Genomic DNA, 26,089 nt, shown 5'->3' on the forward strand with positions numbered 1-26,089 from the left:
ATGCCGACCACCATCTCATCGAGGTAGGCGCTCAGCGCCTCATCCAGCTTGCGCAGATGTGCGGGTGTCATCCCGACCGTAGATCATGACCGCTACCTGGATTCAAGTGACCGGGTAGTATTAGGCGTGCTATACAGGTTTGCCTGGAAGGCGAGACGCCCGCGGGGCGAGACAACCCCGCGAGCGAATACACCCACTCCAGTCTCAACACCGTTCACGGTCGGGGGTCCTTCTGGTCGACCCAAGGAATATCCATGTTCACGAAAAGTCTTGTCATTGCAGTGGGATGCAGTGCGTTGATGTTCGGATGTGCCGGACAGCCAGACGAGACGCAGGAGATTGTCGACAACCTGGTCGAGGCCGGGTTTCCAGCCGATGACATCATGGTCGTCGACGGGAAGGTGTACGTCGGCCGAGACGCCGAGGTCTCCCTGGTCGCGTCGCGCGAGATGCTCGCGCGGGACAACAGCACCGAGGAGCAGTACCGCACGACGAACCTCGTCAGCACGGCGGTGACGAAGATCTGCATCAACGGCTCGACGTTCACCGGCGCGTTCAGCACGGCGCTCGACCTGGCCATCCAGAACTATGACGAGCTGCCGCTCAGCTTCGCCATGGCGCGCACGCCGAGCTCCGACTGCAGCTTCACCATCAACGCGGTCATCCAGCCGGGTGTCGTCGGAGGCTCGGCGGGATTCCCCGCGGGCGGGCTGCCGTACGGCACCATCAATATCGGCGGCGGGCTTTCCTCTTACAGCGTCGACGTCATCGAGCACGTCATCACGCACGAGCTTGGCCACACCATCGGCTTCCGCCACACGGACTACTACAATCGCGTCATCAGTTGCGGCAGTGGCGGCAACGAAGGTGACGCGGGCGTCGGCGCCATCCACATCCCGGGCACGCCGACGACGGCGACCATCGGCGGCTCGCTCATGAACTCCTGCTTCCGCTCGGCCGAGACGGGGGAGTTCGCCTCCAGCGACCTCAGCGCGCTGACCTATCTGTACTCAGCGCAGGGCTACGCGTCGTTGAACTTCGAGTCCTCAGATGCGCGCCGCACCGCCTCCACCGGTGATTGGGCCTACGGCGACTTCAAGGCCGAGTGCGCCAGCGGTGAGTCGCTGACGGGTGTGTCCCTCAGCCCCACCTCGCGGAACAGCCGCATCGCGCTCTGCCGCGCCGACGGCGACGCCTGGCGCTACCCGCACGCCGGCTGCTACTCCCGGTTCTTCTCCACCTCCGACAGCCGAGGCACCACGGCCACCGGCGACTGGGATGTCGGCAGCTTGAAGGGAGAGTGCGGCACCAACGAGTTCGTCGCCGGTGTGGCCCAGAACACCGTGCATGAAGTCACCGCGTTGCTTTGCTGCCCTGGCAACGTCGCCCACAACTCCTGCACCCCTCGCGTCTTCGACGGCCAGGACTCACGCGAGTCCTCCACCTCGGGTGACTGGGACGTCGGCAATTGGAAGGGCGAGTGCGGTCCCGGCCGGTACATCGGAGGGATCTCCCGCAACGTCTCCGGTGGCGCGCCCCACGCGCTGCTCTGCTGCAGCCCGTGACGCAGCCCCGGTAGCACGGAGTCGATGAACAGACGCGGGCCGGCACCGGTGAGCTCCGGAGCCGGCCCGTGCTGTCTTTCCAGACAGTCTCGGCCTTGCGCCGCGGGACGAGGCTCGTCGCCGCCCGGGAAACCCACGAGCGGCGCAAGGGACGGCGACTACATGGCGCCGGAGCAGCTCCCGGTGTGGGCGCCCGGCGGGCACCAGTAGTTGGTGATGTTCAGCTGGGCCTTGGTGCCGGTGCGCGCGTCGCAGGCGCTGCCGCTGCTCCAGTTGGACTCATGAAGGGTGATGCGGTTGGGCTCAGCGGCGGTGTTCACGCTGTGCACGAACGCGGTGTGGCCGGCCGGATTCGACCCGAGGATCATTGCCACGCAGCCCACGTGCGCGTGGTTGCTGTTGATGATGGCCCTCTTGTCGGCCCAGGTGAACAAGCCGTAGGGCAGATTGATGCCGTAGGCATCCTGCTCCGTCCGACAGCGTGCGTAGAGGACGCATTCGTCGTCACAGGAAGCGGCGCAGGCACCGTCGAAGGCCATGGACGACACTTCGCCGTCGACCACCTCCGCCGCGATGGGCTCCGGCTGCGCGGGCACCTGCTCTTCGCTGGGGCCACAGCCGGTGAAGGACAGGCAAAGGGTGAGGGCGACCAGCTTGGACTTGAACGTCATGGGACTGCCTCCGTGAGGGAACGATGCGGAGCCAGCCTATCAGAGTATTTGCTGGATTGTCTTGAATTGATTGGTTGGCTGCTTGGTGTGCCCGACGTGTAGGACGTCAGGTCGTGTTGGCCAGGAGGGCGCGCAGTCGCGACTCTGCTTCCTTTGCCCTGCCCACCATCCCCCAATGTTGGAAGGAGCGATGCGCAAGTTCATAGGCTGCGCGGGCACCCGCGACATCTCCCTGCATCTGCCTGGCCTCCCCCAGAAGCATGCGACAAACCGCGGCCTCCCGGCGGGCGCTCTCCAGAGCAATGGCGTCAAGTGAGGTAAGTGCCTTGTCCAGCCACTCGACGGCCCGGACGGGCTGCCCTCGCCTCAGTGCAATTTCAGCAAGACTTTTCGCCAGCGAGGAGAGTGCCAAACGCGACTGCGAATGCGGGAGAAGCCTCCATGCCTTCAGGTAGTGCGTCTCGGCAGTGTCCACGTCGGCGCGGACATACACTGCGATTCGGCCCAGGGTGCCATGGCACCAAAGAGCGAATTCGGCATACGGACTTTCCTCCTTGCCCTCCAGCAACAGAAGGGCTGCCCGGTAGAAACCTTCCGCATCATCCTCAGCGGAGTCTGAGCAAGCCTCCGCAGCCCAGTAGAGCGCGACGCCCTCGTCTCCCCGTAGGCCCAACCCCCTGAAGCCCTCCGCGGCTTCTGTGGCATCCTTCAGGGCTTCCCTTCTCTCTTGAAGGTCTCCTGTCCTGGCGCCAATGCCGGCGAGCTCAACAAGGCACTCGCATGTGTGCCGGACGTCCCCCCGCTGGCGATAGAGGCGGACGGCCTCGCGGAGGGCCTGCGCCGCAGCAACAGAGTGCCAGTGCTTCAGGTGGTGGCTTGCCTGAGCGACAAGTTCGTCGGGATTGGATGTCGAATTGTCTTTCATTCAGGCGGAGCGCCTCGGCCCCGCTCAGCTTGGCGATAATTTCAGCCCTCGCGCAAGGGCCGCCCGGCGGGGAGCGACCAACGACTCCTTCCCAGGGGGGGCGCAGCAGGGGCCCTCGGTGTGTCGAGGGCCCGGCCTGTCCGCTCATCGAGAGGGCCCGAGTGGCCCCGAGAGCGCTCGCTCCAGCCGCGCCAGGAAGTCCTCGAGGCTTCCCTGCGCCAGCCGGGGGTATTCCCGCGCGAAGTTCGGCCAGTCCGCGCGGCTCGCCTCATGGAGCCACACGGCCTTGAGCGACTCGGTCGAGTCGCCCTGCTTCTCGGTGAACACACGTTCGAGGAAATCCAGGGACACCCTCACGTTCTCCGCGAGCAGGACCGCGTCGTAGAGGTCCTTGCCCTGGGGCCACATGTCGCTGACGAGCCAGACGCGCTGGACGGAGCGCCGCCAGCGGGGTTCGTCGCCCGATTTCGCGCCTCCCCGAGGCTGCGGCTTTCGTGGGCATGCCAGACGATTTGAAAGGAGGGGAATGACCCATCGCCTTCTCATGGCCTCCCTGTTGTGGGGGACTCTCGGCGGGCTGCTCACTGGCGCCGCCCCTGCCTCGGGGCTGGACGTGGAGCGCCCCACGCCTGTCGAGCTCCGGTGGAAGGTGCCCGCGGCGGCGCCGCTGCGCTACACCCTGACGGCGACGAGCCTGCCCGGGCGCGAGGGGCTGACGCAGTGGGACTCCACGCGCCCCGGGCTCTGGGGACTGTTGCCCCGCACGAGCAATCCGGGGCCCGAGCTGGTGCTCCTTCCTCGCGAGGTCGTGATGACGGCGGAGCTCGCGCGGGTGGCTGCGGATTGGAGAGATGGGATTCGAATGGCATGGCGCGCGTGAGCGCTTCGACCAGGCGCGGCTGACGACGCTCGAGCGCGATGCCGCCGGGAGGACCGTGGCCATCATCGACTTCACCCTCACGATTCGGGATGAGGGGTACTACGCCCCCCTGTTGTCGCGTCGGAGGTTCCCCGCCTCCGACACGGCGTCCTACGTGGGGCGCGGGGAGTTCCTCGTCGAGGAAGGCCGCTGGAAGCGCCTGTCGGGGGAGATATCCATCCAGGCCAAGGGTGTTGTCAGGGTGGACTCGGCCTACCGGTTCGTCCTGGAGCCGCTGGAGCCCGCACGCTTCCTGCCGTTGGCCGCGGAGTGAGGCGCGGAGGGTGCGAACGCCTCTGACGAGCTCGTCGGCTCGCGCGGTTCCGACTTGAGCGATCTTCGGCTCCGGCATCCTGGAGCGCGTGCCACAGCGCCCCTGTGGCGGCGCGGAGGGCAGGCAAGGGTAGAGTGGCCTCGGAGGTGGCATGCCCCTTCGTCTTCTCCATCACGCGTCGTGGGTCCTGTCGGTCCTGCTCCTGACGTCCGCGGTGGCCGAGGAGCCCTCGGCCAAGGGCCCCCATTTCATCGAGGGGCTCGTCGTCTCCTCCTCGGGGCCTGCGCCCGGCGTGGAGGTGCGAGCCACCTTCCGTGAGCACGTCGTGAGCACCCGCACCGACGCGCGGGGCCACTTCGTGTTCCGAGGCCTGGCCAGCGCGCCATGGGTCCTGACAGCGACGCGTGGCTCCGAACTGGGGACCCAGACAGTGACGATGGTGTCGGGCAACGAGCGCTCCGTGGGAATCGAGCTGGCACCGCCCCGGGTCGTGAAGGGCCGCGTGCGCGGAGCGGCCGGCACTTCCCTGAAGGGCGTTCGGGTCCGAGCAGGAATCCAGCAGCAACTCGGGCTGCTGAAGTATCAGGAGGTGCTCACCGGCGAGGACGGCGGGTTCGAGGTGCCTGTGCCCGGGTTCTCGCCCATCGCGGTCCTGGTGAAGGCCCCCGAGCACGTGTCCCGCTACATCGCCCCCGTCTCGGCGGTGGCCCCGCTGGACGTGGTCCTGGAGCGTTCGGAGACGCTGCGGGGCGAGGTCGTCGACAGTGAGGGGAAGCCCGTGGTCGGCGCCTGGATTCGCCTCAAGCACTACGGCCGGGTGGGCTTCCCCTCGACGTGTTTCTGGCCACCGCCGCTCTCGGCCCAGACGCGGGCCGATGGCTCCTTCGAGCTGCCGGAGCTGGAGCGGGGCCGCTATTCCTTCTGGGTCGAGCCCAAGGATCGGCTCTCCGCGCTGGGCGAGGTGGTGATTCCCTCACAGAAGGTGCGCTGGGAGGTGCCCGCGGGTGGGCGATTGACTGTCGCCGTCGTGCTCCCCAAGGGATTGATTCATCCGAGACGGGTGCACGTGGACGGGCCGCTCGGGCACCGCGACGTCCGAAGCGCCTCCAGGGCTCAGCGTCCGGATGAAGCAGGCAGCGCGAGCTTCGATGGGATGGTTCCCGGCCGGTACCACGTGTCCTTGAGCTTCGACACGCTGGAGGAGTATCGGACGGTCTCCCGTGAGTTTCGCTTCGAGGGCGAAGCGCGGACGCTCACGTTGGACCTCCTGGGCGCTCGCCACTTTCGTGGCCGGCTCGTCGACGAGCGCGGCGTGGCCATCCAGGGCGGGCACGCGGAACTCAACCTGGAGCTGACAGGAGGGACGAAGCTGCTGATTCGCCGGACGACGTCGCGCAACGGGAGCTTCGCGTTCGAGCACGTTCCGCCGGGCGAGGCGAGTGTGTTCGCGGACGCGCAGGGCCATGACGAGTCGCAGCGGGTGAAGGTCCTGGATGAGCAGCCCGAGCCGGTCCGGCTCGTATCGAAGCGCGCGGTGAGCGTCCGCGACGCGGTCCGGGCAAGTGGCCGGGTGGTGGATGCTCGGGGCCGCCCCATCCCGTCCTTCCAGGTGGCGCACCAGTCATTCAAGAACGCGCAGGGGCGCTTCTCCTTGTCCATTCCCGCCGAAGGGAACAAGCCCCTGTTCGTGAGCATCTCCGCGGAGGGGTTCGCTCCCGTGCTCCGGAAGCTCGAGCCTCGGGCCGGGGCGACAGTCCGTATCGGTGACGTCAAGCTGGGGATGGGGCGGCTGCTCACGGGGCGCGTGGAGGCACCGAACGGGCAGGGGCTCTGGGAGGCAACGGTGCGGTGCAAATGGCCCGAGCTGCCCGGACGTGACGGGCCGGATGTCTGCTTCGGAGCCACCTATCCGGATGGAAGTCTCCATCTCTCAGGCGTTCCCGATGAGCCCTTCCTGCTGGAGATCCAACATCACGAGTGGCCGAGGACGCGGCGGCTCATCCCCGCGGGTGTCGACGCCGCGCACGTGCGTCTGTCGCCCGGGCTCACGCTGGAAGGCGTGGTGAGGGATGCCCGGGGATTGCCACTGGAGTCGGGCGGCGTGCTCGCGCGAAGCGATGGAGAGGTCCACTTCGGGACGCTCTCGACGGACGGGACCTATGTCCTGCGGGTCCCGCCCGGGGCGGGTGCCATCGAGGTGCTCAATCGCCCCAGTGAGCCCGTTCCCTTCGAGGGCGCTGAAGGCCAGACGGTGCGCGCGAACCTGGTGGTGCTGACGGGAAATTGAGGTGGGGAAGGATGCATCCCCTGAACGCCGGCCGTCGGTCGCTTACCGCGAACGAGCCATGGCGCTGGGGGCAAGGCCCATGGCGGACCGTGCCCCAGAGAGAGCGGCGCGGCCCACGCATGGCACGAGGGTGAAACGGAAGGCCCGCACCGTTCGGCTCATGTCTTGTGCGCACTACGGGCTTTCCGTAGTGTTCATGAGTTTATGGAATTCGGCGAGACGGGAGTTCGTATGCACCCGCGGGTACGCAGGCGCTTCATGGAGACCCTGGCAGTGCTTGGGATCATCGCGACGACGCTCTTTGGCGCGTCGCCGGCTCGGGCTGACTACGCGGCGATGATGCAGCCGGCCTCGGGGAGGGTCACGTATGTCGTTGGCGGCTGTCCCTCCGACCCCAGGCCGACGCACATGGGAATCGACATCGCGGGCCCGGGGGGCGCGCCCATCGTGGCCGCGTACGACGGCGTCGTCACCACGCGCGTCGTCAACTTCGGCACGTCAGGCTATGGAAACCATGTGCTCATCACACACGCGTCCGGCTACACGACGCTCTACGCGCACATGCAGCAGGCTCCGGCCGTCGTCTTGAACCAGTTCGTGACGAAGGGCCAGACGATAGGCCTCATCGGCCACACTGGTAACTCCTTCGGAGATCACCTGCATTTCGAGCTCAAGCGGAACGGGGCGAACATCGCGAACCAGGGTTACTCGTGCGGCCAGACAGTCACGAGGGGGCATGCGATTGCCATGGACTTTCCCGGGCTCCAGTCCAACGCGACCAGGACGATCCACGAGACGGCGGTACACGGTGTCGCGTGGAAGAGGATGAGCACGGGGCAGCAGATCTCCTCGAGTGTCTTCACGACCGTGAACATGGGGACGGGATGGGGTGACATCCTCAGCAGCTCCGGCGGCTACCTCTGGCACACGCTCGTGAGCGGTGGACGGTGGGTCACCCTCAACTCCGGGCTCTCCTTGAACGCCACGAGCATGTCCGCTGTGAATGTCGGGCAGGCTTCGCCGCAGATCCTCGCGGTGGAGGATGGCCGGCTCATGCACATCTGGGGCGATTCGAACGGATGGCACAAGGGTTGGACCGGCATCCACACGACGGGCAAGGTCTCCGCTGTCGTGATGGCGAACAACTCCATCCAGGCGATGATCAATCAGGGTGGGACGCTGTACCAGGTGTGGACCGGCGGCGGCGCCTGGCACATCGCGTCCAGCGGACAGCCGGTCGGCGACGCGTTCGAGGCGGTGTACATGGGGGGCAGCGCACCTCAGGTGATGACCGTGTTGAACGGGCAACTCCATCAGATCTGGGCCACGAGCACGGAGTGGGTGACGATGTCGACGGGTATCGTGATTGCGCCCGGCGCGTCTTTGACGGCACTGAACATGGGCGGTGGGTGGCCGCAGGTGTTCACCGCTGAAGCCGGGAACCTGTACCAGACGGCCGTCATGAATGGCAGCTGGACGAGGATGGCGACCGGGACCCAGGCTTCCGGGCCCATTGACGCCGTCTACCTCGGAGGAGGTGAACAGCCCCGCGTGTATGCCGCGGAGTGAATCCTCCGGGAGCGCCAGCTCCTGGGCGATCCTGTCCGTGGACACACCGGAGGGCGCCTCCCGGATGACCGAGCTCGCGCTGCCGTGGGAGGGGAACGGGCTTCGGAGCAAGACATGACGTGGACGCGCCAGGCTGTGCAGACCCGTTCACGTCGACCTCTGGAATGTGCAAGGAATTGCACAGCCGTGACATGGGCGCCGTCGAGGACGAGGAGAATGGGACAGGGGCAAGCTTCTTGCTGTGTGACGGCGCATGAAAACCCTCAAGCAGCTGTCGACCTGGTCGTGGCTCGTGGCGCTCGGATGGGGCCTCCTCACCCCAGGGGTCGGCCTTGCATCGGAAGCCGAGGCGTCGCCCGGTGCGATGACGTCAAGCCCACAGCCTCTCAGCGCGGCCCCGCTGGTGGACGCGCCTCGGGGGGAGAGTGCTGGACGGCAGGTGGGGCGCATCGCGGCTGAGTTGGGACTCATGGCCGCGACATCGGTGGCGGCGGGCTTCCCCGGGATGCTCATCGGCGCAACGAGCTGGCGGGAGGACTCACAGTCCCGCTTCGACTTCCTGAACCTTGATGGAGCAGGGCGTGGGTTTCTCGTGGGGGCCGCGATAGGTGCTCCGCTGGGCGTCTGGCTGGGTGGGCGGGCCGTACAGGGGCAAGGGACCTTCGGGGGCGTATTGCTGGGAGCTGGAACCGGGGGCGGCCTTGGGCTGCTGGCCTCGACGCTGGTTCCACAGAAGCACGCGGATATCGCGCCGTTTCTCTTTCCGGCATTCGCCATGGCCGGCTCACTCATCGGCTACGAGGTGTCCCACGCCTCGAACATGGCGCCCCCTGCTCCCGCCGACGAGGTGACCCTCCTGCCGGTGCTGGCCCTCGACACGAAGGGAAGCGTGCTCGGCCTGTCGGGCCGGTTCTGACGACCACGACGAGCATGGGAAGGAAAGGGCGCTTCGACATGGATGGGCGCGTGGCGGTACAGCTCTTCGAGCGCAGCTTGGAAGTGGCGTTGAAGGGGCTCGCCGTCGGTGCTGGAAAGCCGGGCGCGCGCTACCTGGGGGCGGCGGAAGTCCGCTGGCGATTCCTGGGCGGGAAGCTCTATGCGATGGGGACGGGCGGCACCCTGTTGTTCCCGACAGCGGAAGGGGCATTGCGGCCGGGCGCCTGCGCCTCGATGGGGCTGGGGGTGGACAATTCGCGCTAACCGGCCCTGCAACGCGGGAGGGTTCGCACCCTGAAAGGGAGGCTCCGAGGCATGTCGGAGTGACGTTGCAAGATTCCTCCGCGCAGTCGGTTGCCATCCGTTTGTCAGACGGGAATGCCAGCATTCAACCCACTTGCCTTCCTTGGAGAGAGGCAGGGGGGTGAAGAATGCGTGGTGGCCTCTGGATACTGTGCGCCGTTCTCTTCGTCACGGGATGCTCTGGCGTTGAGCCCTCGACTCGCAGGAGGGGCACCTTCCAGCAGCGTTCCGCACTACTCGGGGAAGAGGGGCACTCCCGAGGACAGAGGACCGATGCGTTCGATGCGCTGCTTCGTGACGCGGGACTTGGGGACCAAGACGAGCGTCCCGTGGCAGGCAGTTCGCTCACGCCGACACACTCCGCGCGACTGCTGAAGGCGCTGAGCGTCAAGGACGTGACGCTGGGGCAGTTCCCGGCACGCGTCGCGGTGGGCTTCATGCTGCGCGAGGTGCTCGACGCGGGCGAAGTGTCGCGCGCCGAGTTGGTGCGGCGAGTCGGGCGCTTCACGCAACTGGCGGTCCTCCGTCCTGACGGTTGCCTCGCGTGGGTGCGCAGCGGGCAGACCCAGCAGCGCGTGGGCGCCGTGGAGTGGAAGGACGGCGCCTTTCGGGCGGGCGAGTTCGAGTTGGGCGTCTTCTACTCGGGCAAGGGCGGTGTCTTCCGGCAGTTGAACGCACGGCTGGAGGAGACGGGAGGAGGCGCCTTCGCGGACGTCCACGACGATGCCGACTACCTGAGCCGCACACTGGACGGAGCCGAAGAGGCTTTCGTCGGCCTGGCCTTGGCGGTGGGGCAGTTCTTCGCCACGTCCCCATCCGACAACCTCGCAGCGCTCCGACAGATGCCTGCCGCCGTGGCGGCGCTGCTGGCTTCGTCGCCTGAGTACCTGGAGCGCTTCCAGTACATGACGAGGGGCGAGCAGGTGCAAGCCGTCTCCAAGCTGGTGACGAACCTCATCGCCACCTGGGGCACGGCGTCGGCTGCAACTCGCACGCTGACAGGTGCGACGCTCGCTACAGCCGAGGTGCCGGTGCTGTCGCTCTCTGCCCAAGGCGCGCTCGTAATGGGTCGCGTCGCGGTGCCGGTGGGGCGAGCGGCGGCGGTACTGCGCGGTGGGCCTGGAGCGGCCATAATCCTTCAGCGGGTGGGGGGAGGGGGCGGTTCGGCCTCGACGCCGTCCACGGGTCCCAGCGGAGGGAAGTCCTATTCGTCGTTCAAGTCCTTCAAACGAGCGATGGGCCCAGCAGGACCGGGGAAGGAGTGGCACCACATCGTTGAGCAGACGGACGGCAATGTGGGGAAGTTCGGCCCGAAGGCGATCCACAACACGGAGAACATCGTCGCGCTCGATAAGGACCTTCACTCCAAGGTCAGTGCGTTCTATTCCTCCAAGCGATTCGACATCACCAACACGACGAAGACGGTAAGAGAGTGGCTGAGCACTCAGCCCTTTGATGCTCAGCGGGACTTTGGAATGAGGGCCATCGAGAACGTGAGGAAGGGGAATTGGTGATGAACCTTGACGAGCTTGTGGAGCAGTTCGCCCAGAGCATCGCCGCTCAGACCGATTGCATCCTTCGAGGAGACGCGAAGACCGGCAACAAGCATGCGGACAAGGCTCTTGCGGCCTTCTCGAAGCTGCGAAAGCACGGGGATGTAGGTCGCGATGCACTAGCCGCCCTGTTCTCGGCCCCTCGGATGGATGTCCGCGTAACTGCTGCGGCCTTCCTACTGAGGTACAGGACGGAGGAGGCGAGAGCGGTACTTGAGGACGCTGCCAAGGGAGAGGGCATGGCAGCCATGGGGGCCCAGCAGACCCTTAAGAACTGGGAGAATGGTGTCTGGGCCCTCGACCTGCCCGAGTAGGGCGGTTGCCCCTATAGCCCTACACTCGGGAGCAATTCTCAGCGAGGCCCTTCGGGGGCACCTAACTCCCCCCGTCCGCCATGTTGCACGTATGTCGCGCGAGCCTGCGGAATGGACTGGAACAGGGCGGGAGGAGACGGGACGCGGAGGGATACCGAAGTTGAGTCGCTCCGGACGGTTACGAGGTTGGGGCGCGACTCTGCTGGGTTTTCGCACCGTCCATACAGGGTTCGATTCCCGCGGCCTCATAGGCACGCGAAACCTCGCCCAACGCCCGCAATCAGTTCATCCACTCCGTCGAAACCATCACCTCCGCCCGACGGTTCTTCTCCAGCTCCGTCGTCGACAGGGGCCGTTCCTCGCCATACGACAGCGTCGACAGCCGCGCCGGTTCCACACCCAGTCGCCGCAGGTAATCCCGCACCACGGAAGCACGGCGCTGGCCCAGGGCCAGGTTGTACTCCGTCGTCCCCAATTCACAGGTGTGCCCGGTGATGTTGACGCGGGCCTGTGGCCTCTTGCGCAGCGCGTCCGCGAGCTGCGTCAACGTGTCCCGGAACTCCGGGCGCAGCGTCGTCGAGTCGAGCTCGAAATAGACAGGCTCCAACGCCAGGGGGAGCAGGTCCTTGTCTGGGTTCTCGGTCATGGAGGAGGGGCGCTCCGGCTCCGGCCTCACTGCCACCGGAGCATGGGGTGTTTGCGTATCCGTGGACGCGGTGGGGGTGGGCTGCCGCGCGGCACAACCCGCGAGTCCAACGACGACGAGAAGAGAGAAGAGGAGAGGGCGCATGCGCTCCTCACAGAGCACGTGCCATGCCGGGAGCCCGTTCCGTCGAGAGCCCCGCGAGTCCTCTCCGCGCGGCCTTGCAGAACGCCCAGGCACCTCTGGCTATTTGCCTTCCGAACGCTCCCGACGGTGGATGGTGGAGACGTCAATCCCGAGCAGCTCCGCCGCTCGCGTCTTGTTTCCGCCGCACCGCGCGACGGCCCATGCGATGTACTCGCTTTCCAGCCGGCGCAGGGGAATCACTTCCCGCTGGGCCTCCAGCAACGGGTGCTGCTCCGCGCCACCCTCGCTGACGTGTGGGCGCAGCTGCTCCAGGTCCACTGTGTCCCGGGTCCCCAGCACCACCAGCCGCTCCACCAGGTTCTCCAGCTCGCGCACATTCCCCGGCCACCGCTGCGCACACAGCGCCGACACCGCCTCCTGCGCGAAGCGCTGCACCGGTGACCTCGGATTCCGAGCCCGCGCCTGCTGGAGGAAGTGCTCCGCCAACGCCGGAATGTCCTCGGGCCGCTCCCTCAACGGCGGCGCCTGCAACGTCACGACATTCAACCGGTAGAACAAGTCCGCCCGGAAGCGGCCCTCCTTCACCCGGGCCTCCAAATCCTGGTGCGTCGCGGCCACCACCCGCACGTCCACCGTCCGCGAGCCGTCCGCCCCCACCGCCCGCACCTCGCCATCCGCCAGCACTCGCAACAACCGAGCCTGCAGCTCCGGCGCCATGTCCCCGATTTCATCCAGGAACAGCGTGCCCCCATCCGCCTCCACGAAGAGGCCACGCCGGGCGCTCGTCGCCCCGGAGAAGGCCCCCTTCACGTGGCCAAACAGCTCGCTCTCCAGCAGCGAGTGGGGCAGGGCGGTGCAGTTGACCGCCACGAATGGCCCCGCGCGCCGCGTCCCCTCGAAGTGCAGGGCCCGGGCAATCAGCTCCTTGCCACTGCCGCTCTCTCCTCGTACCAGCACCGGCGCGCTGGACCAGGCCACGCGCTCCACCAACGCATACAGCGCTCGCATCGCCGCGCTGCGCCCCACCATCGCCCCCAGCCGGCCCCGGTCCTCCGCCTGCGCCTTCAGCGTGCGGTGCTCGGAGCGCACCCGCCGCTCCTCCAGCGCGCGGCCCACGTACAGCCGCACTTCGTCCAGCCGGAAGGGCTTGGCGAAGTAGTGCCACGCCCCACGCTTCATCGCCTCCACGGCGTTCTCCACGCCGCCGAACGCAGTCATCATCAGCACCGGCAGGTCCGGGTCCAGCTTGCGCGCCGTCTCCAGCACGTCGAAGCCATCCACGTCCTGCATCCGCAAGTCGCAGATGACGGCGTCGTACACCCCGCCCCGGAGCTGCGCGATGGCATCCGCGCCTCCCGAGGCCACATCCACCGCGTAGCCCGCATCCGACAAGGGCTCGCGCAGCATCTGTCCCATCTCGACGTGGTCATCGACGACGAGAACCCGGGCTCTAACCGACATGTTGCTCCTCTCGCGCGGGGGCCGCGGCGGGCCATTGCAGCATCACACGCGTGCCCTGTCCGGGCGCGCTGTCCAGCTCGATGCGCCCGCCATGGTTCCGCACGATGTGCGCCACCATGGTCAGTCCCAGGCCCGTGCCCAGTCCGCGCTTCTTGGTGGTGAAGAATGGGTCGAACACTTGATGCAGATGTCTCGCGGCGATGCCGCACCCGTCGTCCTCGACGGTGATGCGCACCCGACCCCAGGCCCCCGAGGCATCCGCCTCGCCCGGCGTCGCCGTCAGCCGCACCTGTCCCCCCGGCTCACACGCATCACACGCGTTGAGCAGCAGGTTGACGAGCACCTGCTGGAGCTGGTCCGCGTCCGCCGCCAGCGCCGGCAACGGCTGTGACACGTCCAGGTGAAGGTCCACGCGCCGCCGCTCCACCTCGACGCGCAAGAGCTCCTGCACGCTCTTCACGACGGACGGCAGCGTCACCGCTCGCGACTCGGCGGGCTGCAGCCGCGAGAAGTCCAGCAACTGGCGGATGGTGCGGCTCACGCGGTCTATCTGCTCGACGATGGTCCCCAGCCCCGCGGACTGCGGATGCTCGGGGCCCAGCTTGTCCTGCACGTACTCGGCCCGGCCCCGGATGACTCCCAGCGGCGTGCCAATCTCATGCGCGATTCCCGCCGCCAGCACGCCCACCGTCGCCAGCTTCTCCGCGCGCAGCAGCTGTCCCTCCAGCGCGCGCAGGTTGCTCAGGTCCTCCAGCACCAGCAGCGTGCGCACGTCGGGCTGGAGAGGCTCCAGCGGCACCGCGTGGACGTTGTACTGCCCTTCCTCCGCGAAGAGCCGCAGCGGCTCGCCGTGCAGGCTGCGCACCCGGTTGTCTCCGCCCGCCGCGTTCACCAGCTCCTCCAGCCGCTGGATGACAGGCGCATGCGCCTGCGGAAACGCTGTCGCCAGCGTCGAGCCCACCACGTCCGGCGGCATCTTCGTGCTCAGCGCGCGATTCGCGGAGGTGATGCGGCCCGACGTCGACAGGGCCAGCACCCCCGTGGGGATGTGGTCGAGAATCTTCTGCGTCTTGTCATGCAGGTGGGCCAGGCGGCTCGCGTGGCGCAAGCTCTCCTGGAGCGCCACGGCGCGACTGCGCGCCAGCACCACGTACACGCCGAACGCGATGAGGAAGGACGAGAAGAGGAGGGCCGCGAACGACAGCCGCAGCACCAGGCTCCGCTCGTGCGAGCGCAGCCCGCGCGTGGAGGACAGCGTGGCGAGCGGCCACAGCGCGCCGTTCTTGATGCGCACCGGCACGAAGCTGGCCACCACCTCCGCGTCTCCCAGCCCCAGCTTCACCGCCTCCATCCGCTCAATCACCAGCGAGCCCGCTTCTCCGTCGAGCATCCGCCGTGACAGCGCCGCGAGCCCCGGAGTGGCGCTCGCATCCGTGCCGAGCCGCTGGTAGCGGGCCGCCAGCGTCGGGGCGCTCAACGCAGTGGGTGAGCCATGCGCGCCGAGCAGCAAGAGGTGCGTGTCGCTCTCCGCGGTGAGCAGCTTCAGCGGCGCGAACAAGGGCTCGGCGTCCACCAGTACGACTACGGCCCCGCCGCCGTCGGGCGCATCCTCCGGCAGCGCGGTGGCGAAGGCCCTCAGCCACCCTGTCGCATCTCCCGACAGGGGCGGCGAGGACGCGATGTGTCCCGAGGCTCCCTCCAGCACGCTCCTCGCGGTGCGGGCCAGCTCCTCCCCTGGATACTGCTTCGCGAGCGACGCGCCGGTGCGCTTGTCCAGGAGCCGCAGGCGCTCCTTCCCATCCGGCCCGAAGACGACGATGGCCTTGTACTGCCCCACGGCCTCGAGCAGCGCGCGCAGCTCACGCCGGTGCTCCTCGGCCGTGCCCGGCTGCGACAACAGCTCACCTGTGAAGCGCAGGTCCTCGCCCACGTCCTCCAGGGCCTCGGACACACCTCGGGCGGCCTCCTGGAGCTGGGCCTGTCGCTCGCGGGCGAACTGGTCCACCAGCGCCTGCCTGTCCCGCTGGATGAAATACACGGCGCCACCGATGACGCCGGTGAGCGCCGTGCACAGCAGCAACACGGGCAGGAGGGAGGAGCGCATGAGGGCAGATACCAACATCCCGGCGCGAGGAGGGGAGGGAAGCACTTCCCGCGCCTCGGGGGCCCGCCTGGGGGGCTGACGGGGCCTCAGGGCCTCGATGCCTGCTGGTTGAGCTTCTGGGACACCTCGCGGACCTTGCCCTGGATGTGGCGCAGGTTCGAAGGCCCCATCCGCAAGAGGTGCTTCTGCGCGGGCGTGAGTGCCTCCAGCGCCGGGTCCGCGTAGACATACAGCGCGCCCTTCGCCACCACCTCCACGTCACCGTCGATCACCGGCACCGCCAGCACCTGCTCGAAGGCGCGCCGCAGCGTCGCCTCGAAGGAGCTGCCCGGCGGGGCGCTCTCCTGATGGAGCCGCTCGGCCAGCCGGTGCACCTCGCGGTACGTGTCCACCAGCAGCGTGGAGTCGAGGCTGCCCACCACCCGGCCCAGGGTGTCGTATCGGGTGTACCCCTTCTTCGCGACGAGCGTACGGCCCTCGCGGGTGCTGCTCACCTGGAAGTCTCCGGACGGCGCCAGGAAGGCGACCACGGCCCGAGGGCTGTCGCCGTTGGCCATGTTGGAGACGACGGCGACGAAGCGGCGCAGGAGGTCCGCCTCCCGCAGCCAGGCGCCGAACTGCGACAGCGACGAGGCCCCGGCGAGCCGCGAGCGCAACAGCGCGTCCACCTCCGCCGCGGGCGGCAGGGGCGCGTCCGGTGCCCGGTCCACCACCGAGGGCGCCACCGGCACCTGGGCGATGGCCGTGGGTGCGTCCGGCGCTCCATGGAGCAGGCCGTGCCAGACGCCGGCTCCCGCCAGCACCGCCGCCACCAGAATCACCAGCCCCCAACCCCAGAGCGCGCCCCGTTCGAGCTTCACCATCGCACCGCCGCTGTCGTTGTCCATGTGTCCTCCGCGTCCGGACCCAGGGATTGCAGCGGCGATGCCAGCGACAGGGAGCAGGGTGGGCCGCGAGGCTTCACTCGGGAGCGCGTGCCCCCGGAGCCGTCAGCGTGCCCGCTCGCAAGCTTCGCGAGCATGGCGTTCCGCGCGCCACCCTGGCGGATTGCGCCGGGGGCGCGCGGGACTCACTCACGCACGCGGACGGGATGCGCCCGCGGAGCCGTCTTCAGGCGGCGGCATGGCCGACTCGGCCGTGACTTCCGCCCACCGGATGTGGAACGTCGCCGAAGTCCCGTCGAACTCCTCGGGTAGTGCAACCACCCGGAAGCCTCCACACAGCTCCACCGCCCGAGCCAGCAGCCCCGCCGAGAAGGTCGGCACGTCCGCCAGCACGTCATTCATTCGCAGCTCCAAGAAGGTGGGGCTGCGCTCAACGATTTCGACCACACTGAAGTTGTTGCCGGCACGAAAGCCCATCCCCGCGCGCAGCAGCATCCGCCGGGGGCCGGCCAGCCGGACGACGCCCAGGAGCGCGCGGCCGAAGAAGGTCCCGAAGTAGGCATCCATGAACCGCTCGCCCAGCGAGTAGTACGCGGCTTCGGCGGGAACTCCGCCGTAGACGTGCCCAGCGGCGATGCGGAGGAACTCCTTCCACTGCTCCAGCGAGTACGTCCTCCCAAGCTTCTGGTCGAGGTCCAGACCCGCACGGCGCAGGTGCTCCCGACACGCTGGCGTGAGGCGGTTCTCGAGGGCGCGCACGAAGAGCGCTTCCACGGTTTGCGTGAAAATCAGCTTCTCGGAAGAAGTCATAGGGTCGCACCCTACACCGGTCGGCCCATCGGATGCTCGCCTACAGGTGAATCGACGTTCAGTGCCTCTGTCGGTGATCGACAGCCGGGCTGTTTCGTCGGAAAAACCGTTGGACTCTCCAGGGGTTAGCGGGTGTTGCGCGGTGCGGCGGCGACGCGGGCGACCACGCCGCGCAGCCAGCGGTGGGCGGATTCGTCGTCGAAACGCTCGTGCCAGACCTGGAGGACGTCGAACGGGCGCAGGGGCACGGGCGGGGGGAGGAGGCGCAGGGGGAGGTGGTCGACGAACAGCTCGGCCAGCCGGCGAGGGGCGGTGAGGACGTGGTTGGAGCGGACCAACGAGAGGACGGCGGTGAGGAAGTAGGGCAGCCGCAGGCCGATGCGTCGGCTGCGCCCCACCCGTTCGAGCGCCATGTCCACCGTGCCTGCGCCCTCGCCCCGAGGGCTGACGAGGACATGCGGCAGGCTCAGGTACGTCTCCAGGTCCAGCTCCCGCTTCACCTGGGGGTTGTCGCGCCGGACGACGCAGACGAAGTCCTCGGTGAACAGCTTCACCTGGCGCAGCGCGGGGCTGGGGTCCGGGTAGGCGGCGATGACCAGGTCCACCTCGCCGCTCTCCAGTTGGGCTTCCACCTGGGAGATGACGAGGGGGCGGATGGTGAGGTCCACCCGGGGGGCCTCGTTGTCGAACAGCTCCAGCAGGGCGGGCAGGAACGCGGCGGCGAAGTAGTCACCCGAGGCGATGGTGAAGCGCCGCGCCGAGGTGCGGGCGTCGAAGACGGACTCGTTGCGCAGCGCTCGTTGGACCTCCAGCAGTCCCCGGTGGAGGGGGGCGGCCAGTTGCTCGGCGCGCGGGGTCCGAATCATCCCACCCCGGCCCCGGATGAGCAGGGCATCTCCGAGCTGCTCCCGGAGCTGCCGCAGGGCGTGGCTCATGGCGGACTGGGTGATGCCCACGCGCGTGGCAGCCCGGGTGACGTTGCCTTCCGTGAGCAGCGCATCCAGGGCCACGACGAGGTTGAGGTTGATGCCGGACAGGTCCAACCCCGTGCTCGACGGCTGGCTCGGCGCCGGAGCGGGGCGAGGTTTCCGTCGCGCGGGGACGCGGCCCTTGCCTTTGGCGACATGCGATTTGCTCATGGGTTCATGAGTAACATGCAGTGGCCTCATGTTGGGGGTGGGGACACTCTTGGCCCATCTCGAAGTCACTGGAGGCGTCCATGAGCGTCGTCATCAACACCCCGAATGGAAACATTGGCCGGAACCTCGCCCTGCGGTTGCTGGATGCGGGGCAGTCCATCACCGTCATCAGCCGGAGCGCGGACAAGGTGGCGGACCTGGCGAAGCGGGGCGCGAAGGTGGTGGAGGGGTCCTCCGACGACGCGGCCGTGCTGGACAAGGCCTTCGTGGGAGCCTCGGCGGTCTTCTGGCTGACGCCGCCCGCCATGCGGCCGGACTTCGCCGAGTGGACCCAGGGCATGGCGCGACTGGCGGCCGAGAAGGCGAAGCAGCACGGCGTGAAGCGGGTGGTGGTGCTGTCCAGCGTCGGGGCGCAGTCGGGTCCGGGGACGGGGCCGGTGGGGGTGCTGAAGGGAGTGGAGGAGGCCTTCAAGGCCGCCGTCGCCGACGTCACCATCCTGCGCCCGGGCTACTTCATGGAAAATCTCCTGCGCGACTTGCCGTCGCTCTTGAACGCGGGCTCCCTCTTCCAGACCACCTCCCCCGAGCGCAGGGCGCCCTTCGTCGCGACGGCGGACATCGCGCACAAGGCGGCGGACGTGCTGCTGGACGCGGGCTGGAAGGGGCATCGGTATGTCGGCGTCCACGGGCCCCAGGACCTCAATTACGCGGAGGTGGTGGACATCCTCTCGCGAGAGCTGGGGCGTCCCGTGCGCTACGTGCAGGTCTCCTTCGACGACGCGCGCAAGGCGATGCTGGGCATGGGCCTGCCCGGGTTCATGGTCGACCTCTACGTGCAGATGTACGAGGCCATCCCCAAGGGGCTGATGGACGCGGCCGAGCCCCGGTCGGCGGAGACCACCACGTCCACCACGCTGGCGCAGTGGACGCGCGAGGTCCTCAAGCCCGCACTGGAGCAGGCGCGCACGGCCGCGGCGTAACCGCCGAAGTGCCTGTCCTGTGTGTGTGGCTTCACACTTCGCCTTCACACTTCTTCATGGGCGCGTCATCTCAGTTCATCCCCAAGGGGGAGGGGGTGGAGTGAGAATGCGGCTGTCACCACACGTGGAGAAAGAAGCATGGCGTCGGGGCAGGCAATCATCGGCGGGCTGCTGGGGCGGTTCTTCTTCAGGGAGGCGCGAGTGGGGCAGGTCCGCGACGTGTCCCCCCACTTCCGTTGGATGGAGCTGGTGGGCGAGGGCCTTCGGGACATCGAATGGAGCCCTGGCGACAAGGTGCAGGTCTTCATCCCGGACGTGGGGATGCGGACGTACACGCCGCTGGGCTGGGACTCGACGCTGGGGTCCACGCGCTTCCTCGTCTACATGCACGGGGACGGCCCCGGTGCGCGGTGGGGGCGCGGCGTGAAGGTGGGGGACCGCTGCCAGTTCTTCGGGCCGCGAGGCTCCATCTCGCTCCCGTCGCTTCCCGGGCCGGTGGTCCTCTTCGGGGACGAGACGTCGTTCGCCGTCGCTCACGCCCTGAAGAACCTGAAGGCGGGCTCGGCGGACGTCGAGTACGTGTTCGAGGTCTCCTCGCGCACGGAGTCGGAGACGGTGCTGGGAGAGCTGGGCCTCGCGGGGGCTTCCGTGGTGGAGAAGCAGTCGGGTGAGGCGCACCTCGCGGACGTGGAGGCCCGGCTGCGGGCGGCGCTGGAGCGGCGGCGTGGCGCGCACCTGGTCCTGACAGGGCGGGCGCACGCCATCCAGGCCGTGAGGACCCGGCTCCGCGCGAGTGGAGTCCCTCACGCCGGGCAGAAGGTGAAGGCGTACTGGGCCGAGGGCAAGAGCGGCCTCGACTGAGCAATGGGGCAGGGGGGATGATGGCTGCCGCACGGTTGCCGGGCGAAGCGCTTGCGCGCGAGCGCGCGTCGTTTCAAAGACGATGCCCTCATGGACGAGCGCGCGCCTGGCCCCCGGAAGTCGGACCCTTCCTACAACGTGCTGCACCAGCAGGGCACCCGGCAGCCGCTGGATGTCCTCTTCAAGCCGCGCAGCGTGGCGGTGGTGGGGGCCAGTGAGCGTCCGGGCAGCGTGGGGCGCACCGTCCTCTGGAACCTCATCAGCAATCCCTTCGGCGGCACCGTCTATCCCATCAACCCGAAGCGCCCCAACGTGCTGGGCATTCGCGCGTGGCCGTCGCTGCGCTCGCTGCCGGAGCCGGTGGATCTGGCCGTCGTCGTCACCCCCGCGCCCGCCGTGCCCGACGTCATCCGCGAGTGCGCGGAGCTGGGCGTGCAGGGCGCCATCATCATCTCCGCGGGCTTCAAGGAGACGGGCGAGGCGGGCGCGAAGCTGGAGCAGGAGATTCTCCAGATTGCCCAGGCGGCGCGGATGCGCATCATCGGCCCCAACTGCCTGGGGGTGATGCGTCCGCCCACGGGCTTCAACGCGACGTTCGCCGGGTCGATGGCGCGGCCGGGCAACGTGGCCTTCATCAGCCAGAGCGGCGCGCTGCTCACCGCCATCCTCGACTGGAGCCTGCGCGAGTCGGTGGGCTTCAGCGCCTTCGTCTCCGTGGGCTCCATGCTGGACGTGGGCTGGGGCGACCTCATCGACTACCTGGCCGATGACCCGATGACGCGCTCCATCCTCATCTACATGGAGTCCATCGGCGACGCGCGGGCCTTCCTCTCGGCCGCGCGCGAGGTGGCGCTCACCAAGCCCATCATCGTCATCAAGGCGGGGCGCACGGCGCAGGCCGCGCAGGCCGCCGCGTCGCACACGGGCACGCTGACGGGCAGCGACGAGGTGCTCACCGCCGCGTTCCGCCGCACCGGCGTGCTGCGCGTGGACTCCATCTCCGACCTCTTCTACATGGCGGAGACGCTGGCCAAGCAGCCGCGCCCCGCGGGGCGTCGCCTCACCGTCGTCACCAACGCGGGCGGGCCGGGGGTGCTCGCCACGGATGCGCTGGTGTCGGGCGGCGGTGAGCTGGCGGTGCTCGGCGACGAGACGCGCAAGGCGCTGGATGGCTTCCTGCCGCCCCAGTGGAGTCACGGCAATCCGGTGGACGTATTGGGCGACGCGGACCCGGAGCGCTACGCGAAGGCGCTGGAGGTGGCGGGGAAGGACCCGAACAGCGACGGGCTCCTGGTCATCCTCACACCGCAGGACATGACGGAGCCCACGCAGACGGCGGACCGGCTCAAGCCCTACGCGAAGCTCTCCGGCAAGCCGGTGCTGGCGAGCTGGATGGGCGGCTCGGAAGTCGTGGCGGGCGAGCGCATCCTCAACGACGCGGGAATCCCCACGTTCGGCTATCCCGACACGGCCGCGCGCATCTTCAATTACATGTGGCGCTACTCGTACAACCTCGCGGGCCTGTACGAGACGCCGACGCTGGCGGAGGAGCCCACGGGCGGGCGGGACGTGGCCCGGCGACTGGTGGACGCGGCGCGCGCGCAAGGGCGCACGCTGCTGACGGAGCACGAGTCCAAGCAGCTCCTGGCCGCCTATGGCATCCCCACCGTGGAGACCCGGCTGGCGACGACGGAGGAGGGCGCGGTGGCCGAGGCCGAGGCGCTCGGCTATCCCGTGGTCCTCAAGCTCCACTCCTTCACCGTGACGCACAAGACGGACGTCGGGGGCGTGCGGCTCGACCTGCCGGACGCGGAGGCGGTGCGCGCGGCGTTCCAAGGCATCCGCGAGCGACTGGTGGAGTTGGGGCAGGGCGAGGCCTTCGACGGCGTCACCGTCCAGCCGATGGTGAAGCTGGGCGGCTACGAGCTGATTGTAGGCAGCAGCCTGGACCCCCAGTTCGGCCCGGTGCTGCTCTTCGGCGCGGGCGGGACGCTGGTGGAGGTGTTCAAGGACCGGGCGCTGGGGCTGCCGCCGCTGAACACGACGCTCGCGCGGCGGATGATGGAGCAGACCCGCATCCTCCAGGCGCTGCGCGGGGTGCGTGGCGCGAAGCCGGTGGACCTGCCGGCGCTGGAGCGGCTGCTCGTGCGCTTCGGGCAGCTCGTCGTCGAGCAACGGCTGGTGAAGGAGGTGGACATCAACCCGTTGCTGGCCTCGTCGGAGCGGTTGCTCGCGCTGGATGCGCGCGTGGTGTTGCACCCTCCGGACGTGACGGAAGCGGAGCTGCCCCGGCTGGCCATCGAGCCCTATCCGCAGCAGTACGTGGCCCCGTTCCGGATGAAGAGTGGCGAGGAGCTGATGCTCAGGCCCATCCGTCCGGAGGATGAGCCGAAGATGGAGCGCTTCCACCGGACGCTCTCCGAGCAGACGGTGTTCCTGCGCTATGCGGGGCTGATGCAGTTGAGCACGCGCGTGGCGCACGAGCGACTGGCTCGCATCTGCTTCAACGACTACGCGCGGGAGATGGCGCTGGTGGCCGAGCGGAGTGGCGGGGAGATTCTGGGGGTGGGGCGGCTGACGCGGCTGCGGGGAACTCGCGACGCGGAGTTCGCCATCCTCATCAGCGACCAGGTGCAGCACCAGGGCCTGGGCTCGGAGATGCTGCGGCGACTGGTGGAGGTGGGCCGCGCGTGGGGCATGCAGCGAATCGTCGCGGACATCCTCGCGGGCAACCGCGCCATGCAGAACGTCAGCAAGCGGCTGGGGTTCTCCATCCTCGCTCACGAGGAGCTGGCCCCGGACATGGTCAAAGCGGTGAGGGTGCTCTGACGCACATCCGGGACCGGGGGCGACGGCTAACGGGCTTCCAGGTTCAGCTCCAGGTCGAACGCCACGTCGCTCGACTCGGCGTTGGCCTGCTTCACCATCACCGCGATGATGTTCTCCCCGATGACGAAGGCGGAGCCGTCGAAGCTGGCGGTGCTGATGGCGGCGTCCTTCAGCACGCCGCTGGCGAAGGCGCCATGGCCGAGGCCGTTGTCGGCGTACCGGGAGTAGACGAGCTTCCCGTTCACCCAGATGGCCACGCCGTCGTCATGCAGCACGCGGAGGTTGGCGGTGCGGATGGCCTCGCCGAGCGTGAGCTTCTTGCGGAAGTAGACGCTGGACTGCAGGGGCGTCGTCTTGTTGAGCACGGTGTGCTCGTCCCCGTCGCCATAGCCGAGCTTCGCGGGGCCCGAGCGCCACTCGCTGTCATCGAAGTTGTTCGAGGTCCATGAGGTGCCCGGGTTCACGTTGCGGTCATCGAACTTCCAGTACTCGCCGAAGGCGATGGCCCGGAACTGGGGCGTCCGGCTGATGGTGAAGGGCAGGTCGGTGCGGTCCTCGACGTCCTGCCGCGAGGCATCCGAGACGCGCAGCACGCCGTTGGACGTCTCGGTGCCCGGCACCGTCCACTCGTAGAAGCCGATGTTGGGGACGCTCGGGTCGACCAGCGTCCAGTGGGCTCCGTTGTCGGGCGAGAACTGCACCTGCACGTTGTCGACCCCCGAGCCGTGGGTCATCCACTGGACCATCTGCACGTTGCCCGGGCGCAGCGTCTCGCCTCCGTTGGGGCTCTCCAGGAAGAGGGCGTCGTGCTGCATGCCGTCGGTGGTCACCTTCAGCTCCAGGTCGAAGGACAGGTCGCTGGAGGTGGCGTTCGCCTGCTTCACCATGACGGCCAGCGTGTTGTCTCCCATCATGAAGCGGGAGCCGGGGATGGTCGTCGTGCTCAGGGTGTTGTCTGCGCTGGTGCCGGAGGCGTAGGCGCCGTGCGCGGTGGAGCCGACGTACTTGGAGAACACCTGGGTGCCGTTGAGGAACACCGCCACGCCGTCGTCGTGAATCACCTGGAGCGTGGCCTGCTCCACCATGCCGTGGATGGTGAACTTGCGGCGGAAGTAGACGGAGGGCTGGGCGGGCGTCGTCTTCGTCATCACCGTCCGCTCGTCCGTCTCGCCGTAGCCGAGGTGCGCGAGGCCCTTCTTCCACGCCGCGTCATTGAAGCCCGGCGACGTCCACGTCGCGCCCGGGTCGACGTTGCGGTCGTCGTACTTCCACTCGGAGCCGAAGGCCACGGCGGTGAAGCCGGTGTTGGGAGGAGGGTCCGTCGGGCCCGGCGTGGTGCCCCCACCGCCGATGCGGATGATCTTCGCCACCGACGGCACCTTCTTCGAGTTGAGCAGGAACAGCATGTAGTGGCCGGGCGGCGCGACGTTCGGGTTGGGCGGCGCGACGACGTTGAGCCCACCGCCGCTGGCGGTGAAGCGCAGCTTCATGAAGCGCTGGTTCTCGTCGAAGGCGTGGGTGACGGAGCCCAGGCGAATCCAGGACGCCAGGGTGATGCTGGCCGCGTCGGGGGTGTTGACGCGGAACGTCTCGCCATAGGCGATGGCCTCCGGCGCGGACGAGATGACGGGGCGTGGGCCGTTGAAGAGGTAGGGCGGGGAGAAGACCTGCATCGTCTTCACGTTGCGGCTGCCCGCGGAGAGCACCCGGCCGTCCGGCAGCAGCAGGGTGGTGGAGTGGTAGCCGCGATAGGCGGAGGCCGGCGCCAGCAGGGACCACTGCTCGGTGACAGGGTTCCACAGCTCCGTCTCCAGCCGGGGGAACTTGGGGTTGTCCGTGCCGGGCCCGCTGTGGCCACCGGTGACGAGCACCGAGCCATCCGGCATCACGGTGCTGTTGTGCTGGCGGCGCACGTAACGCATGGGCGCCACCGAGCGCCAGGCGGGCTTCGCGGCGTTGAGGTCCAGAATCTCGACGTTGTTGGTGGGGGGATTGTCGCCGCCGGTGATGAGCACCTTGCCGTCGTCGTACATCACCGCGCTGCCCGCGTTGCGGCTGTTCGCGTAGGTGGTGCGCGGGCCGGAGGACCAGGCGCCGGTGCCCTCCGTGTCGAGGAACCGCGTGGGCTTCCAGTACCCCGCCATCAGCGTCTTGCCCGTGTTCGTCACGAACATCCACGGGTAGTACATGAGCTCCAGGCTCGCGCCCGTGAGGTTGCGCCAGGAGTTCTTCGACGACTGCCAGACCTGGGGAATCAGGTTCTTGGTCCGGTCCTCCTTGGCGCCGCCAATCACCAGCATGTCCCCGTTGGGGAGCGTGGTGACGGTGGGGTACCAGCGGCCGGCGTTCATGTTCGGCAGCCGCGTCCAGGTGAGCTTGAACGGGTCGAAGATGGCGGCGTAGGGCAGGCCGGAGTCATCCGTGATGTGGCCCCCGGCCACGAACAGCCGGCCGTCCGCCATGAAGGCGTGGCCCGCGCAGAAGATGTTGAAGCCCGCCTTGGGCAGCGTGGTGAGGACGTTGGTCGCCGGGTCCCAGAGCGTGGGGGTGTCTCCGTCGCCGAACTCGGAGAAGAACATCACCTTGCCCGTGGGCAGCAGGTGGGTGTGGACGGCGGAGTACGGCCACTGCTGGACCGGGGTCCATTGGCCCACGGAGGCGGGTTGGGCCTGGGCGACCGATAGCGAAGCCCAGACAGCGAGGAAGGCAAGACGCCACGGATGGAACATCACGCTGCCCCTTTGTTGGTCGAAAGGTCGCGCAACGGTAGGCACGGGCCCTGCGAGCCACATCGTTCCGGCGTGCGTGGACAATGACGCGGGGTGGACCGAGCCCCGGCGCCCGCGTCCGGGTCGGGACTGTTCGTGGGGCACGGGTGTCTGATTTCGCAGCGGACTCGAACCGATGGCTGCTCT

The 26,089-nt window shown here is 68.3% G+C and carries 21 protein-coding genes and 1 pseudogene; 12 read left to right on the forward strand and 10 right to left on the reverse strand.

The genetic code is table 11. The annotated features are described in order from the left end of the window. Positions 1-299: 299 nt before the first annotated feature. Positions 300-1,565, forward strand: a complete 1,266-nt coding sequence (locus tag LZ199_RS46860; RefSeq protein WP_323390253.1) for a zinc-dependent metalloprotease — start codon at positions 300-302, stop codon at positions 1,563-1,565. Positions 1,566-1,723: 158 nt separating this feature from the next. On the opposite strand, the gene LZ199_RS40405 is transcribed toward LZ199_RS46860, so the two are convergent. The 3 genes from LZ199_RS40405 to LZ199_RS40415 form a co-directional block, all read right to left on the reverse strand. Continuing rightward, positions 1,724-2,236: a hypothetical protein gene (locus LZ199_RS40405; protein WP_253999142.1), complete on the reverse strand. Its 513-nt coding sequence runs from the start codon at positions 2,234-2,236 to the stop codon at positions 1,724-1,726. A gap of 106 nt (positions 2,237-2,342) precedes the next feature. After that, positions 2,343-3,161, reverse strand: a complete 819-nt coding sequence (locus LZ199_RS40410) for a hypothetical protein (RefSeq protein WP_253999143.1) — start codon at positions 3,159-3,161, stop codon at positions 2,343-2,345. Positions 3,162-3,305: 144 nt separating this feature from the next. Then, the gene (locus tag LZ199_RS40415; protein WP_253999144.1) at positions 3,306-3,569 is read right to left on the reverse strand and encodes a hypothetical protein; all 264 of its coding nucleotides are present in this window, start codon (positions 3,567-3,569) and stop codon (positions 3,306-3,308) included. Positions 3,570-3,687: 118 nt separating this feature from the next. On the opposite strand from LZ199_RS40415, the gene LZ199_RS40420 reads away from it, so the two are divergent. The 8 genes and pseudogenes from LZ199_RS40420 (at position 3,688) to LZ199_RS40455 (ending at position 11,316) form a co-directional block, all read left to right on the forward strand. Continuing rightward, on the forward strand, positions 3,688-4,041 hold the full coding sequence (locus LZ199_RS40420) for a hypothetical protein (protein ID WP_253999145.1): 354 nt from the start codon (positions 3,688-3,690) through the stop codon (positions 4,039-4,041). After that, positions 4,013-4,354 (forward strand): hypothetical protein, encoded by a 342-nt coding sequence (locus LZ199_RS40425; protein ID WP_253999146.1) that lies wholly within the window; start codon positions 4,013-4,015, stop codon positions 4,352-4,354. Before LZ199_RS40420 ends, LZ199_RS40425 begins: the two co-directional genes overlap by 29 nt. Before the next feature lie 151 nt (positions 4,355-4,505). Beyond that, a complete protein-coding gene (locus tag LZ199_RS40430; protein ID WP_253999147.1) occupies positions 4,506-6,641 on the forward strand; it encodes a carboxypeptidase-like regulatory domain-containing protein in 2,136 nt (711 codons plus the stop codon). A 258-nt stretch (positions 6,642-6,899) separates the two neighbouring features. Beyond that, positions 6,900-8,210 (forward strand): M23 family metallopeptidase, encoded by a 1,311-nt coding sequence (locus LZ199_RS40435; protein WP_253999148.1) that lies wholly within the window; start codon positions 6,900-6,902, stop codon positions 8,208-8,210. A 469-nt stretch (positions 8,211-8,679) separates the two neighbouring features. Then, a complete protein-coding gene (locus LZ199_RS40440; protein WP_253999149.1) occupies positions 8,680-9,126 on the forward strand; it encodes a hypothetical protein in 447 nt (148 codons plus the stop codon). A 26-nt stretch (positions 9,127-9,152) separates the two neighbouring features. Beyond that, positions 9,153-9,410: pseudogene (locus LZ199_RS40445) on the forward strand (hypothetical protein); the annotation flags it as partial. Positions 9,411-9,778: 368 nt separating this feature from the next. After that, positions 9,779-10,963 carry a hypothetical protein gene (locus LZ199_RS40450; RefSeq protein ID WP_323390255.1) on the forward strand — a complete coding sequence of 395 codons (1,185 nt, stop codon included), beginning with the start codon at positions 9,779-9,781 and terminating at the stop codon, positions 10,961-10,963. After that, entirely contained in the window at positions 10,963-11,316 is a 354-nt protein-coding gene (locus LZ199_RS40455; RefSeq protein ID WP_253999215.1) for a DUF2019 domain-containing protein, read from the forward strand. The genes LZ199_RS40450 and LZ199_RS40455 overlap by 1 nt, the downstream gene beginning before the upstream one ends. Before the next feature lie 280 nt (positions 11,317-11,596). Here LZ199_RS40455 and LZ199_RS40460 read toward each other — a convergent pair whose 3' ends face one another. From LZ199_RS40460 to LZ199_RS40485, 6 genes are all read right to left on the reverse strand, one after another. Continuing rightward, positions 11,597-11,962 (reverse strand): OmpA family protein, encoded by a 366-nt coding sequence (locus LZ199_RS40460; protein WP_253999150.1) that lies wholly within the window; start codon positions 11,960-11,962, stop codon positions 11,597-11,599. A gap of 243 nt (positions 11,963-12,205) precedes the next feature. Further along, positions 12,206-13,567, reverse strand: coding sequence for a sigma-54-dependent transcriptional regulator (locus tag LZ199_RS40465; RefSeq protein ID WP_253999151.1), 1,362 nt, complete (start codon positions 13,565-13,567; stop codon positions 12,206-12,208). Beyond that, entirely contained in the window at positions 13,557-15,671 is a 2,115-nt protein-coding gene (locus tag LZ199_RS40470; RefSeq protein ID WP_253999152.1) for a two-component system sensor histidine kinase NtrB, read from the reverse strand. The genes LZ199_RS40465 and LZ199_RS40470 overlap by 11 nt, the downstream gene beginning before the upstream one ends. 86 nt (positions 15,672-15,757) lie before the next feature. Next, complete coding sequence (locus LZ199_RS40475; RefSeq protein WP_253999153.1) at positions 15,758-16,558, reverse strand: DUF3014 domain-containing protein; 801 nt, start codon at positions 16,556-16,558, stop codon at positions 15,758-15,760. A gap of 186 nt (positions 16,559-16,744) precedes the next feature. Beyond that, entirely contained in the window at positions 16,745-17,365 is a 621-nt protein-coding gene (locus tag LZ199_RS40480) for a DUF2378 family protein (protein WP_253999154.1), read from the reverse strand. Between the two features lie 125 nt (positions 17,366-17,490). Further along, positions 17,491-18,504, reverse strand: a complete 1,014-nt coding sequence (locus LZ199_RS40485) for a LysR family transcriptional regulator (RefSeq protein WP_253999155.1) — start codon at positions 18,502-18,504, stop codon at positions 17,491-17,493. Positions 18,505-18,584: 80 nt separating this feature from the next. On the opposite strand from LZ199_RS40485, the gene LZ199_RS40490 reads away from it, so the two are divergent. From LZ199_RS40490 to LZ199_RS40500, 3 genes are all read left to right on the forward strand, one after another. Then, positions 18,585-19,484, forward strand: coding sequence for an NmrA family NAD(P)-binding protein (locus tag LZ199_RS40490; protein ID WP_253999156.1), 900 nt, complete (start codon positions 18,585-18,587; stop codon positions 19,482-19,484). A gap of 138 nt (positions 19,485-19,622) precedes the next feature. Next, complete coding sequence (locus LZ199_RS40495; RefSeq protein WP_253999157.1) at positions 19,623-20,345, forward strand: siderophore-interacting protein; 723 nt, start codon at positions 19,623-19,625, stop codon at positions 20,343-20,345. A 90-nt stretch (positions 20,346-20,435) separates the two neighbouring features. Beyond that, the gene (locus tag LZ199_RS40500; RefSeq protein ID WP_253999158.1) at positions 20,436-23,174 is read left to right on the forward strand and encodes a bifunctional acetate--CoA ligase family protein/GNAT family N-acetyltransferase; all 2,739 of its coding nucleotides are present in this window, start codon (positions 20,436-20,438) and stop codon (positions 23,172-23,174) included. Between the two features lie 26 nt (positions 23,175-23,200). Here the strand turns inward: LZ199_RS40500 and LZ199_RS40505 are convergent, their stop codons facing one another. Beyond that, positions 23,201-25,903, reverse strand: a complete 2,703-nt coding sequence (locus LZ199_RS40505) for a galactose oxidase-like domain-containing protein (protein WP_253999159.1) — start codon at positions 25,901-25,903, stop codon at positions 23,201-23,203. Between the last annotated feature and the right edge of the window lie 186 nt (positions 25,904-26,089).

Origin of the sequence: Myxococcus qinghaiensis, assembly GCF_024198215.1 — a bacterium.
Lineage (GTDB): Bacteria > Myxococcota > Myxococcia > Myxococcales > Myxococcaceae > Myxococcus > Myxococcus qinghaiensis.